Raw genomic sequence first — 13308 nt, forward strand, 5'->3', positions numbered from 1 at the left:
GGCTGAGTATTGGATGCGAAGTAGGGCAGTTGGCCCGGTGGGTTGCCGTGGATCACAACGCCTTGAGGAGGAATCATGATCAGTACCGTCGCGCTATTTTGGGCTTTGTGTGTGGTATGTGTGGTAAACATGGTGCGGTATTACTCTTCTTTGCGTGCGCTGCTGGTGGTGTTGCGCGGTTGCGATCCTTTGCTGTACCAATACGTTGACGGTGGCGGGTTCTTTACTGCCCACGGCCAGCCCAGCAAGCAGCTACGGCTGGTGCGCTATATCTATGCTCAGCGCTATACCGATCACCACGATCCAGAGTTCATTCGCCGTTGCGAGCGGGTTCGAGGCCAGTTCATGCTGACTTCTGCGCTGTGTGGGCTGGTGGTCATCAGCCTGGTGGCGATGGCTATCTGGTACTGACGGCATAAAAAAGGCGGCCACCAGGGCCGCCTTCTCGTCACTTGCCGATTTAAATCAGCTTCAACGCCAACCAGTACAGCGAGCCCGACAGGACAATCGCCACCGGCAGGGTTAATACCCAGGCCAGCAGGATATTCTTCACGGTTTTACTCTGTACGCCACCGCCATCGACGATCATCGTGCCGGCAACCGCCGAGGACAGCACGTGCGTGGTGGAGACCGGCATACCGGTGTAGCTGGCAACGCCAATCGACAGCGCTGCAGTCATCTGAGCAGAAACGCCCTGGGCATAGGTCATGCCTTTCTTGCCAATTTTCTCACCGATAGTGGTGGCAACGCGCTTCCAGCCAACCATGGTACCGAGAGACAGCGCCAGCGCTACCGCAACGATAATCCAGATCGGCGCATACTCGACGGTTTGCAGCAGATCCTGACGCAGGTTACTCAGGAAGCGTTTATCTTCGGCAGGCGTTTCTGGCAGCTTGGCGACGCGATCGGCCGTATCGGTGACGCACATCAGCAAGCGACGCAGATGGCTGCGTTGTTCGACCGATAGCTGGTCATAGCTTTGCAGACCGTTCAGTAACCCGGAAGCCAACTGGATAGCCGGCATGGCGCGCGAGCTGTCACAATGGAACTGTGGCGGCTCATTGGCGGAAACGGACTCTTCCGGCGTTGGCACCAGCGGTGTCATGGCGACCACGTGCGACAGTGAATCGCTGTGCTGCAAATAATATTGTTGCAGGTGGTTTACGGCATCACGCGTACGGGTGATGTCATAACCGGTTGCATTCATATTGAGCACAAAGCCGGCCGGGGCGACGCCGATCAGTACCAGCATAATCAGGCCGATGCCTTTCTGACCGTCGTTGGCGCCGTGCGAGAAACTGACGCCGACGGCGGACAGGATCAACGCGATGCGCGTCCAGAACGGCGGCTTGCGTTTACCGTCGACCTTTTCACGCTCCGCTGGCGTCATGTGAATACGCTGGCGTTTTTTGGTGCCGCTCCAGTAGCGACGCAGCACAAAGACCATCAGCCCGGCCACCATCATCCCGACCAGCGGGGAGAAGATCAATGACAGGAAAATGCTGATCATTTTCGGCACATTGAGCGCATCCACCACCGAGGTGTTGGTCATCAGGGCGTTGGTCAGGCCGACACCGATAATGGCGCCAATCAACGTGTGGGAACTGGAGGCCGGCAGACCAAAATACCAGGTGCCGAGGTTCCAGATAATCGCCGCCAGCAGCATGGAAAAGACCATGGCTAAACCATGTGCGGAACTGACGTTCAGCAGCAGATCGGTTGGCAGCAGGTGGACAATGGCGTAGGCAACACTCAAACCACCGAGTATCACGCCAAGGAAGTTAAATACGCCTGCCATCACGACCGCAAGTTGCGAGCGCATGGCGCGGGTATAGATTACAGTAGCAACCGCATTGGCCGTATCGTGGAAGCCGTTGATGGCTTCATAAATCAGTACGAACAGCAATGCGAGTATCAACATCAGGCCGGTATTGAAATCCAGGCCAGCGAACAAATGCAGCATAAGCGTTACGCCAGGTTTGTGGACATGAACGCCGCGCATTATCTGCGACAACCGGTGTTGGGGAAAAGGAAAATATGACGTTTTTTTGATTTCCTGATGACAGCACGCCGATATTGATGGTGTAAACTAAATAAATATCAGCGTGTTACACCAATTTACCGATGATCACATTTCCTTACTATGGTGCCGGCGGCCACAAGCCTTTACAATCGCCCGTCGCAAATAAGCGGAGACCGGCGGCGAAATCGCGTAAAATGGCGCGCTTTTGCGGTGATTGTGATTTTATCCAAGTGAGGCGAAGGTGGAACAGTTTGATGTCGTAGTAATCGGTGCCGGTGCGGCGGGCATGTTTTGTGCTGCGCAGGCAGGGCAACTCGGCTGCCGGGTGCTGCTGCTCGATAACGGCAAAAAACCGGGCCGCAAGATCCTGATGTCGGGGGGAGGCCGCTGCAACTTCACCAATATGTACGCCGAACCGGCAGCGTACCTGTCCAATAACCCGCATTTTTGCAAATCCGCGCTGGCGCGTTATACCCAGTGGGACTTTATCGACCTGATCAACCGCTATGGCATCGCCTATCATGAGAAAACTCTTGGCCAGCTGTTCTGCGACGATTCGGCGCAGCAGGTAGTGGAGATGCTGGTACAGGAATGTGCGCTGGGCCAGGTGACTACCCGATTGCGCAGCGAGGTGCTGAGCGTCGAAAAAACCGACGGTGGCTTCGAACTGACGCTGAATGGTGAGGTTGTAAGCACTCGCTCACTTGTGGTGGCCAGCGGTGGACTGTCGATGCCGGGGCTTGGCGCCTCGCCGTTTGGTTACAAGCTGGCGCAACAGTTTGGTTTGCAGGTGTTGCCGACCCGCGCCGCATTGGTGCCATTCACCCTGCATAAACCGTTGCTGGAGCATTCACAGACGCTGTCCGGGGTTTCGGTGCCGGCCACCGTCACCGCCGAAAACGGCACCCTGTTCCGCGAAGCAATTCTGTTTACCCACCGCGGGTTGTCCGGTCCGGCGGTGCTGCAAATTTCCAGCTACTGGCAACCTGGTGAGTTTGTGAGTATTAACTTACTTCCTGAGCTAGATCTGGCGGGATTTCTTGACCAACAGCGTCAGGCTCACCCCAATCAGAGCCTGAAGAATACGCTGGCGTTGCATCTGCCGAAACGGTTGGTCGAATGCCTGCAGACGCTGGGTCAATTACCGGAAGCCACGCTGAAGCAGCTTACCCCTGCGCAGCAGGCGGCGCTGGTGGACAGCCTGCAAAATTGGCGCGTGCAGCCAAATGGCACCGAAGGCTATCGCACCGCAGAAGTGACGCTGGGCGGCGTAGACACTCGCGAGCTGTCTTCCAAAACCATGGAGGCCAGTCGTGTGCCCGGCCTTTATTTTATTGGCGAAGTGGTGGACGTCACTGGCTGGCTGGGCGGCTATAATTTCCAATGGGCCTGGAGTTCTGCCTGGGCCTGTGCACAGGCCTTGGCGGCGGCGCCGCGCGGCTGACAGGCGGTTGGCGCGCTGAGTAAACCCTATTGCGGGCGTTGTGTGCTTAAGGCGTTCGCTTAAGCGATGAAACCCGGTTAACAGGAGTAAACGATGGCAGCAGAATTAAGCGGTATCAATGTCCTGTTTGTCGCGGGGTTTGGCCCGATAACCCGAGATACGCCAACCAGCAAGACATTCTATCTCGAAACGTTGGGACTGCCGCTGAAGTCTATGGATGGCAATAGCGATTATTTGTTGACAGAGGCCGACGTGCTCGGCGGCGTTAAGCATTTTGCACTGTGGCCGCTATCCCAGGCGGCATACTCCTGTTTTGGCAGTGCGCAATGGCCTGATGATGTTCCGGTGCCTCAAGGCTGGATCGAATTTGAAGTTGAGGATATTGCTGCGGCAACCCGTATCCTGCGCGATCGCGGTTATCAGTTGCTGGTCCCGCAGCGTGAAGAGCCCTGGGGTCAGACGGTGACGCGTTTGCTGAGCCCGGAGGGGTTGCTGACCGGTGTGACCATCACGCCATGGTTACGTTCTGGTTCGTAATGAGCGTCGGCGCTCTCGCCTTGAAGCGGCTAATCATCCCGGTAATACCGCTTCTAGCGGGTGCCGAGTGAGTGGCCGGTAATGGAAGTGTGGCGTTACTGGCTATAGGACGATTTTGCCGGCAGCCAAGCTGCTAATAACCCTGGTTTATTTAAAATAATTATAAAAAAGGTTTGCTAATAACTCATGGCTATGTGTAAATAGCGTCACCGGTTTGTGGTACAGACCTTATGAAAGCAGTTTTAGTAAAGCAGTTCTCAGTATTAGCGATATCCTTCCAGATACTTCTTTTCCCGTGAATTCTCTTATTTAGTGCCCCCATAAGTTAACGCCGAAAACAAGCCCCTATCGCCTTATGGCGGCCAATAAATAATGAAGGAAATTTCTATGTCTAATAAAATGACTGGTTTAGTAAAATGGTTTGACGCTGGTAAAGGTTTTGGTTTCATTTCTCCTGCGGACGGCAGCAAAGATGTATTCGTGCATTTCTCTGCTATCCAGAGCAACGATTTCAAAACGCTGGATGAAGGCCAAAAGGTCGAATTCACCATCGAAAATGGTCAGAAAGGCCCATCTGCAGGCAACGTGGTTGTTCTGTAAGATATAAAGTCGGGTCTGAGTTCTTGCAATAGCGAAGATGGCGTCAGCCGGAGCAGTCAAGATACCGTCACCCGCTTTGTTAATCCCGGTTTTACGCCGGGATTAATCTCTCCCCGTCTGACCCTCTGCTTTATCTTTCGGCGCCAGCCCGAATGTCGATGACCAACAGCAAAGCGTATTGCCCCATTTTCTTTCGCCGTACTTTTTTCTGTTGTGCCATGGTCGTGCTTAGGCCGCGTAACGTTGGAGTGTTCGATGAACGCTTACGCCACAATTATGACGGCCGGGAAAGTAACCGGCAACAATCTGACCCTGGCTTAATCGCCGGGGTTTTTTTGTCTCTGCCGCCGGCTATTTGCCAGTCACATTTATTCGGTCATATACTGGCGGCCAGTTTCCAGCCATAACCGGAGTTGTAATGCGTGGCGGTAATTTGCTGAGAGTAAATGAGATCAATTATCAAATAGATGAGGCGATTATTCTGGACTCGGTATCGTTCAGCCTGAATGTCGGGGAATTTAAATTGATCACCGGGCCTTCAGGCTGCGGCAAAAGCACATTATTGAAAATTGTTTCTTCGTTGATCGGCCCTACGCGCGGCGAGATCGTTTTTGATGGTAAAAATATTAACGACATACAGCCGGAAGAGTACCGCAAACAGGTTTCGTACTGTTTCCAAACGCCATCGCTATTCGGCAGTACGGTATATGACAATCTGGCACTGCCCTATCAAATTCGCCAGCAAAAACCCGATGAGCAAAAAATGAAGCAGGATTTGGCGCGTCTGATGCTGCCGGAGAACCTGTTGTCGAAAAGCATCAATGAACTGTCCGGCGGCGAAAAGCAGCGTGTTTCGCTGATTCGCAATTTGCAGTTCACACCCAAGGTGCTGCTATTGGACGAAATTACCAGCGCGCTGGATGAAAGTAACAAGCGCAACGTCAACGAGATGATACATCAACTGGTGGCTGGGCAGGGCGTGGCCGTGCTGTGGGTAACGCACGATAGAGACGAAATTGCCCATGCAGATGATGTCATTGAACTGCAGGCGCATCACGCACCGCAATCGGAGTCATTACATGAGTCAGCATAACATCACCAATGAATCCCTGGGCCTGTCGATGATATTGGTGCTGGTGGCGATTCTCATCAGTCATAAAGAAAAACTGGCACTGGAAAAAGACATCATCTGGAGTATTTGCCGGGCGGTGGTGCAGTTGATTATCGTCGGTTACGTACTGAAGTATATTTTCGATATCAATAACGCCATGCTGACGGTGCTAATGGTGCTGTTTATCTGCTTTAACGCGGCGTATAACGCCAAAAAACGCAGTAAATATATCGAGCACGCGTTTGTGATCTCGTTTATTGCCATCACCACCGGGGCGGTGCTCACGCTGCTGGTGCTGGTATTGACTGGCTCGATTGAATTTACCCCCATGCAGGTGATTCCGATCTCCGGCATGATTGCCGGCAACGCGATGGTCGCTGTGGGGTTGTGTTACAACAATCTTGGTCAGCGGTTTAAAGGTGAACAGCAGAAGATTCAGGAAATGCTGAGCCTGGGCGCATCACCGAAATTCGCCTCGGCGCAGCTTATCCGCGACAGTATTCGTGCCTCGTTGATCCCGACGGTCGACTCGGCGAAAACGGTGGGTCTGGTAAGTCTGCCAGGCATGATGTCCGGCCTGATTTTTGCTGGTATCGATCCGGTCAAAGCCATCAAATATCAAATCATGGTGACGTTTATGATGTTGTCGACGGCCAGTTTGTCGACCATCCTTGCCTGCTACCTGGCGTACCGCAAGTTTTATAACCCGCGGCACCAACTGATAGTCAGCAACCTGAAATAACCGCCAAACGGCCTCGCTAGAGACCGTTTTCAGACGGCTGACAACGTCGGATATTAGGGAGAGCGTGCCGTTGGGGTCGTAGCGGCGTGAGCCGCCGAAGGGCCCCGAGGTGCGTTAGGCCCGGGTATCTCGTTCCAGCAGATAACTCTGTCACCACCGCCAAACGGCCTCGCTAGAAACCGTTTTCAGACGGCTGACAACGTCGGATATTAGGGAAAGCGTGCCGTTGGGGTCGTAGCGGCGTGAGCCGCCGAAGGGCCCCGAGGTGCGTTAGGCCCGAGTATCTCGTTCCAGCAGACAACTCTGTCACCACCGCCAAACGGCCTCGCTAGAGACCGTTTTCAGACGGCTGACAACGTCGGATATTAGGGAAAGCGTGCCGTTGGGGTCGTAGCGGCGTGAGCCGCCGAAGAGCCCCGAGGTGCGTTAGGCCCGAGTATCTCGTTCCAGCAGACAACTCTGTCACCACCGCCAAATGGCCTCTAGCGAGGCCGTTTTCAGAGGGTTAGGGTTGTTGCAACAGTGCAATGCTTTGGCGAATTTCCCGCTCAATGTCCGCTTCTGTCCAGGAATTCAATTGGGAAGAGAATGGCTCAAACGCGTAAATACCTTGGTAGCCAAGGCGTTCCAGATTCTGCACCTGTTTTTTGCTTTCCAGCCGGTCTTGCGCGCTGAGCATAATGCGCTCCTCATCGCTCAGCGTGCCTTTGTCGCGAGGATCTTCCACGCCGGAAAGATGCACCAGGCCAATTTGCCCAACCTGGATTTGTCCGTCGAATTCGGCCTGATCGACGTCGCTGAGATAATGATGGAAGGTATCCAGCACCATTTTATACGGTGCGCCGGAATCGCGGATGATCGCCTGGGTCAGCAATGATGAACGCAATGAGCTGATACCGAAGCCGAGCGGTTCCACATATCCTTCAATGCCATATTTTTGCAATAACGGTGCCAGCAGCGTTAATGCCGACAGGGTATCGTACTGTTTTTGCGCGTCGTTGCGCTGGTCGGCACTGCTGCAGTGTGGGCACAGCACCAGCGCCTTGCTGTGGATTGCCTTTGCCGTACCCAGCAGTGCTTCAGCACGATCCAGCAACTGGGTTTTGTCGTCCAGCAGATTAAACATGCCGAGGGCATTGATGGTCACGATGTTGATACCGTACTTGGCCGCCAATGCATTGACCTGCGTATCGCTCAGGTTATCGCATACTTTGCCGCTGGGCATATCGTTACGCAGCTCGACGTTGTGAAGCCCGCATCTGTTCACCAGTTGGAAAAAACGTTCCAAATCGAGGTTGGGGGCGATCTTGCGGTTAATACAGAAACGGTCTAGCGCAATGGTCATGAGCATTACTCCCGAGTACATAAGCTATTGGATTGGTCACGGTTACGGTTTTTCATTAGACAATGGCAGAGGTTTGCCATCGACGATCGGCTGGCGATAACGTTTCGCCATCACCACGCCCTCCATTTTCTCCAGTGAAACCCCTTTGGTTTCCGGGATGAAACGGCAGATAAACCAGTAGCTGAACACGCAGCAGGCGGCGAACACCCACATTGGGAAGGCGCCGTGGAAGGTCGAGAACAGGTACGGATTATCGTTAATCATCGGGAAGGTTTGCGAAACGGCAAAGTTGGCAACCCACATACTGCCGACCGCGATACTCATCCCTTGTGAACGCATGCGGTTCGGGAAAATTTCGGAGATCAGCACCCAGCAGCCGACGCCCCAGGAAAGGGCATAGAACAGCATGAAGAACAGCATGCCAAACAGCGCGAGATAACCGGTGGTTTCGCTATACAGGGCGTAAGAGGTAATCAACAGGCCGGCGATGGTGCCCAGCGTACCGTAGCGCATCAGTGGCAGTCGGCCGATGCGGTCCATCAGCATGGCACCGATCACCGAGCCAACCAGTTGCAGCACGCCGATCCAGATGGTCTGGAACAACGCTTCCTGCGCGCTGCTGGTCACGGTTTTCAGCACCACCGGCGCGTAATACATCATCACGTTGACGCCGGTCACCTGCTGCAGCATGGCGATCATGCAGCCGACAAACAGAATGAAACGCACCCGTTTGTCGTGGTAATCGAGCTTTTGCTTGGCGCTTTTCAAATCTTCTTGCAGCGAGTCCTTGATCTCCTGCAATACGCTGCGCGCATGACTTTCATTGGATACGCGGGTCAGCATTGCCAGTGCCTGATCTTCCCGCCCGACCATCACGTTCCAGCGCGGTGATTCAGGAATGATAAACACCAGCAGGCAAAACAGCAGGCAGGGGATCACTTCCGAGCCGAGCATCCAGCGCCAGCCCATTTCAACCAGCCAGGCTTCCGACGCGTAACTGGCGATTTTGAAGTTAACGTAAAAGATCAGGATCTGGCCGAAGACAATGGCGAATTGCTGCATGCTGAGGGCACGGCCGCGCATGTCTTTTGGGGAGACTTCAGACATGTACATCGGTGACACGGTGGCCGCGATGCCCACCGCCAACCCACCGATCATGCGATAAATGATAAATTCGGTAAAGCTGGCCGCCAGCGCCGCGCCGACGGCGGAAATGGTGAACAGCACGGCGGCCAGAATCAGTGCTTTTTTACGGCCATAGCGACCGGCCAGCGGCCCGGCGGCAAACGCGCCGAGCACGCAGCCGAGCACCACATTGGAAACGGCCCAGCCGGTTTGCGCCGGACTGAGATCGAAATAGCTTTTCAACGCTTCAATGGCGCCGGAAATCACGGCGGTATCATACCCAAACAGAATACCGCCGAGGGCGGCAATACCGCAGATCCGCAGTACGTATCCTGTATTGTGCTTTCGCTGATGTGACATATAACGCTCCGATTTTAATCCATTTTTCTGCCCGCGGCTGACGCTATGGAGAGAGGGGGCAGCAAGGTGAGCCGTGCCTGTCAACAAGGCGGTGTCTATTCTTGGAATCCTGTCACGGAGAAGAACATTTATTTCATAACTATGGAATAATGAAATATTGATTTTTAGATCCAGTTCAAAAAAATCAACGGAAACGGCACTAATGACCGGATTTTCCTGCGATGCAGGATGCAGAGTAGTGGCAGGATTTGGAGGGTTTATGCTGAATAAAAGTGATTAATCATCGTTACATTCCGTGGTTTTCAAGGGCATCGGCAGCAATCGTGCGATGTAATGCGCTCGGTAGGCTGTGGCAGAAAAGTGCGATCGCCCGCACTAAAAACAAATTTTCTAAAATAATTTATTTGAAACTTTTTTTTCAATGAAATAGAGTTTGCATCATCCGGTCAGGATTCTGCCTAGACTTCCTGGCGTCAGCGGCACTTGAAATGAGGGTGAAACATGAAAACCGTGGGTAATTTTATTGGCGGGCAGGTTTGCCTGAGTAGCAGCAACCAGACCGTTGAAGTGCATAATCCGGCAACGGGCCAGGTTGAGCGTCTTGTCACGCAGAGCACCGCAGCCGAAGTGAAGCAGGCGATTGACGTTGCCCATCAGGCGTTTGCCGATTGGTCACGCACCACGCCGCTGCGCCGCGCACGGGTTATGTTCAACTTCAAGGCGTTGCTGGAACAGCATCGTGAAGAGCTGGCGGCGCTGATCGTCAGCGAACACGGCAAGGTTTATTCTGACGCGCTGGGCGAACTGACGCGCGGCATGGAAGTGGTGGAGTTTGCCTGCGGTATTCCGCATCTGATTAAAGGCGAGTATTCCGCCGACGTCGGCACCGGCGTCGACAGTTTTTCTCTGATGCAGCCTCTGGGTGTGGTTGCGGGTATTACCCCGTTCAACTTCCCGGCGATGGTGCCGATGTGGATGTTCCCGATTGCCATCGCCTGCGGCAATACCTTTGTACTGAAGCCACCAGCATTGGTGCCTTCCGCCTCCGTGCGCCTGGCTGAACTGCTGAAAGAAGCCGGCCTGCCGGACGGCGTGTTCAACGTGGTGCACTGCGCCAATGAAAATGCCGCGCAGTTGTGCACCGATCCACGTATTCAGGCGGTCAGCTTCGTGGGTTCCTCTACCGTGGCGGAACATATCTACACCACCGCCAGCGCGCACGGCAAGCGGGTGCAGGCGTTCGGCGCCGCCAAGAATCAGGCAATCATCATGCCGGACGCCGATCTGGATGCGACGGTTAATGCCTTGATGGGCGGAGCCTTCGGTTCGGCCGGCGAACGTTGCATGGCATTGCCGATCGCCGTCGTGGTCGGTGACGATACCGCCGATAAGCTGATCGCCAAACTGAAGCCGCTGATTGCCCAGTTGCGCGTCGGGCCTGGCCTGCAGCACGGTGGCGAAGAAAACGAAATGGGCCCGCTGGTGTCCTCGGCGCACCAGAAAAAAGTGCTGGGCTACATCAGCCTGGGCGTGGAAGAAGGTGCTACGCTGGTAACCGACGGTCGCAACTATCAGGTGGAAGGGCATCCGCAAGGCTATTATGTTGGCGGCACCCTGTTTGACCATGTGACGCCAAGCATGCGCATATACCGTGAAGAGATCTTCGGGCCGGTATTGGGCATTGTCCGCGTCGCCGATTACCAGACGGCAATCGACACGGTCAATGGCCACGAGTTTGGCAACGGCAGCGCCATCTTTACCAGCAATGGTCACTATGCACGCCAGTTTGTGCATGAAGTGCAGGCCGGTATGGTGGGGGTCAACGTACCGGTGCCGGTACCGATGGCTTTCCACAGCTTTGGCGGCTGGAAGCGTTCGGTGTTTGGTGCGCTGAATGTGCACGGCACCGACGGTGTGCGTTTCTATACGCGGATGAAAACCACCACCGCGCGTTGGCCTTCCGGTCAGCAAACGGTATCTGAATACAGCATGCCGACGCTCGGCTGATTTGCGTCGGGCAGTCGCCAGTGGCCGTTACTCCAGTGGGGTCGCGGCCGCTGTTACATTCATCACCCAGCGCATGCAAACGGCGTCAAGGCAGTGGTCGCATAAGCCTGTGCAACGTCGGGCAACGGCAGCCGCCAGACAGGCAATGGCCGGCAAGCTGAATGACGCTGGGGCTTATCGGAGGATTGCATGTCTTCATTACTCGCTAAATATCAGCAACCGAACGCCGAAGGCCGAGTCCAGCATGTCACGCCGGAAAACGCCGGTTGGCGCTTCGTCGGCTTTGATGTTTACCGCCTTGAGGCCGGGCAAACGCTGCAACTGGAAAGCGCGGACAAGGAGTTGTGCCTGGTGTTGGTGGCCGGCATCGCTTCAGTGGCAACGCAGCGCGCGGAGTACCCGCATATCGGTAAACGCATGAGCCCGTTCGAACGCACGCCGCCGTATGCCGTCTATGTGCCACATCATGATCGCGTACAGGTGCGGGCGGAAAGCGATCTCGAACTGGCGGTGTGTAGCGCGCCGGGGCACGGGCATCTGCCTTCGCGCTTGATCACGCCGGCGGAGGTGGGGGTGGAACGCCGTGGCAAAGGTCGCAACCAGCGGCTGGTGCACAACATTTTGCCGGATAGCGAACCGGCGGATAGCCTGCTGGTAGTGGAAGTCTATACCGATGAGGGCAATACCAGCTCTTATCCCAGTCACAAGCATGACCAGGAGGATTCGGCCGACGAAACCTATCTGGAAGAAACCTATTATCATCGCATCCAGCCGGAACAGGGTTTTTGCCTGCAACGGGTCTACACCGACGATCGATCGTTGGACGAATGTATGCCGGTGTACAACCGTGACGTGGTGAAAGTGCCGCGCGGTTATCACCCGGTGGCGACCATGGCCGGCTACGACAACTATTACCTCAACGTGATGGCCGGGCCGGTGCGCCTGTGGAAGTTCACCTGGGAGCAGGATCACGCCTGGATCAACAGCGACGATTATCCCAAGGCATAGGATCGTGCCGATCGAGGACAAAAGGGCGAATCTGCTATTCGCCCTTTTGCTTTTAGACCTCTTTGGCGTTGTTCAAGGCCAGCGAAACGGCCAGGGTTTGCGCCAGACACATTGACGCCACCTGCGAACGGAAGCCGTCCACCTGCGCTTCACGCACCACAAAGCATACGTCGCTGAAGGCGGCCAGTGGGCTCACCTGACTGTCGGTGATGGCAATCTGCTGCGCGCCCTGCTTGGCGCCCAACTCCACCAGTTCCAGCGCCTCCTTGGCATACGGCGAATAGCTGATGGCGATCACCACATCTTTCGGCTTCACCATGCTCAGCTGTTCGGTGAACATACCGCCCAGGCCATCGATCAAAAATGCGCGGCGCTCCAGATGGCGTAGCGCATAGGTCAGGTATGAGGCGACGCTGAATGAACGTCGCAGGCCAATCACATAGATATTTTCGGCGTTGTTGAGCAACTCGACCGCTTTGTCCAACTGCTCTGCGCTAATCTGCATCGCCAGCTGCTGCAACGCCTGCGCGTTCACCATGGTGAATACGTTGAGGATTTCGGCCGGTTTTTCCGGTGCGACGTTATCGTCGGTCGAGGTTTGGCGGAACAGGCGGGCCCGTTCGGTATAGTTGACGGTTTCTTCCATCAGATGCTGACGGAAAACCTGTTTCATTTCGTTAAAGCCGCTGAAGCCGAACGCATTGGCAAAGCGGATCAGGGTCGACGGCGGCACGCTGGCCTGTGCGGCGATGGAAGCGACGGTATCGAAAGCAATGCTGTTACTGTTATCCAGAATATAACGCGCGACCTGCTTCAAACGTTTGCTGAGCGTCTCATAGCGGTGACGAATTTCGTCTTGTAACAGCGAAAGTTGAGTTGGGTTATTCATCCATTCGGCTCGCAGTATTGGCTGAGGCGCAGCGGTTCTGACGCCTGAATTGTTGACTCGTCATTCTAACAGACGGAGCGGAAATTTCATTTCCTCAAAAAGCGATTTATTTCATCG

At 54.8% G+C, this 13308-nt stretch carries 12 protein-coding genes; 8 read left to right on the top strand and 4 right to left on the bottom strand.

Annotated features, from left to right (window positions below; genetic code table 11):
* Window positions 1–75 precede the first annotated feature (75 nt).
* Complete coding sequence (uspB, locus tag AC2AXP_RS18345; protein WP_004956410.1) at window positions 76–411, top strand: universal stress protein UspB; 336 nt, start codon at window positions 76–78, stop codon at window positions 409–411.
* A gap of 49 nt (window positions 412–460) precedes the next feature.
* On the opposite strand, the gene pitA is transcribed toward uspB, so the two are convergent.
* Window positions 461–1963 (bottom strand): inorganic phosphate transporter PitA, encoded by a 1503-nt coding sequence (gene pitA, locus AC2AXP_RS18350; RefSeq protein WP_004956409.1) that lies wholly within the window; start codon window positions 1961–1963, stop codon window positions 461–463.
* A gap of 301 nt (window positions 1964–2264) precedes the next feature.
* Between pitA and AC2AXP_RS18355 the strand changes: the two genes are divergently transcribed.
* The 5 genes from AC2AXP_RS18355 (at window position 2265) to fetB (ending at window position 6457) form a co-directional block, all read left to right on the top strand.
* Window positions 2265–3467, top strand: coding sequence for a BaiN/RdsA family NAD(P)/FAD-dependent oxidoreductase (locus AC2AXP_RS18355; RefSeq protein WP_273871222.1), 1203 nt, complete (start codon window positions 2265–2267; stop codon window positions 3465–3467).
* A 93-nt stretch (window positions 3468–3560) separates the two neighbouring features.
* A complete protein-coding gene (locus tag AC2AXP_RS18360) occupies window positions 3561–4004 on the top strand; it encodes a VOC family protein (RefSeq protein ID WP_004956405.1) in 444 nt (147 codons plus the stop codon).
* 387 nt (window positions 4005–4391) lie between these two features.
* A complete protein-coding gene (gene cspE / locus AC2AXP_RS18365) occupies window positions 4392–4604 on the top strand; it encodes a transcription antiterminator/RNA stability regulator CspE (protein WP_039991380.1) in 213 nt (70 codons plus the stop codon).
* A 418-nt stretch (window positions 4605–5022) separates the two neighbouring features.
* The gene (fetA, locus tag AC2AXP_RS18370; protein WP_004956403.1) at window positions 5023–5697 is read left to right on the top strand and encodes an iron efflux ABC transporter ATP-binding subunit FetA; all 675 of its coding nucleotides are present in this window, start codon (window positions 5023–5025) and stop codon (window positions 5695–5697) included.
* Window positions 5684–6457 carry an iron efflux ABC transporter permease subunit FetB gene (gene fetB / locus AC2AXP_RS18375; protein WP_004956402.1) on the top strand — a complete coding sequence of 258 codons (774 nt, stop codon included), beginning with the start codon at window positions 5684–5686 and terminating at the stop codon, window positions 6455–6457. The genes fetA and fetB overlap by 14 nt, the downstream gene beginning before the upstream one ends.
* A gap of 505 nt (window positions 6458–6962) precedes the next feature.
* Here the strand turns inward: fetB and AC2AXP_RS18380 are convergent.
* Together AC2AXP_RS18380 and AC2AXP_RS18385 are read right to left on the bottom strand one after the other, a co-directional pair.
* Window positions 6963–7802: a TIM barrel protein gene (locus AC2AXP_RS18380; protein ID WP_039991379.1), complete on the bottom strand. Its 840-nt coding sequence runs from the start codon at window positions 7800–7802 to the stop codon at window positions 6963–6965.
* A gap of 42 nt (window positions 7803–7844) precedes the next feature.
* The gene (locus tag AC2AXP_RS18385) at window positions 7845–9287 is read right to left on the bottom strand and encodes a sugar porter family MFS transporter (RefSeq protein ID WP_039991378.1); all 1443 of its coding nucleotides are present in this window, start codon (window positions 9285–9287) and stop codon (window positions 7845–7847) included.
* 501 nt (window positions 9288–9788) lie between these two features.
* On the opposite strand from AC2AXP_RS18385, the gene AC2AXP_RS18390 reads away from it, so the two are divergent.
* Together AC2AXP_RS18390 and iolB are read left to right on the top strand one after the other, a co-directional pair.
* The gene (locus AC2AXP_RS18390; RefSeq protein WP_004956399.1) at window positions 9789–11294 is read left to right on the top strand and encodes a CoA-acylating methylmalonate-semialdehyde dehydrogenase; all 1506 of its coding nucleotides are present in this window, start codon (window positions 9789–9791) and stop codon (window positions 11292–11294) included.
* Between the two features lie 189 nt (window positions 11295–11483).
* Complete coding sequence (iolB, locus tag AC2AXP_RS18395; RefSeq protein WP_484381857.1) at window positions 11484–12302, top strand: 5-deoxy-glucuronate isomerase; 819 nt, start codon at window positions 11484–11486, stop codon at window positions 12300–12302.
* Between the two features lie 52 nt (window positions 12303–12354).
* Here iolB and AC2AXP_RS18400 read toward each other — a convergent pair whose 3' ends face one another.
* Window positions 12355–13191 (bottom strand): MurR/RpiR family transcriptional regulator, encoded by an 837-nt coding sequence (locus AC2AXP_RS18400; protein WP_004956397.1) that lies wholly within the window; start codon window positions 13189–13191, stop codon window positions 12355–12357.
* Between the last annotated feature and the right edge of the window lie 117 nt (window positions 13192–13308).

This window comes from Serratia sp. Sp408 (genome assembly GCF_057180665.1).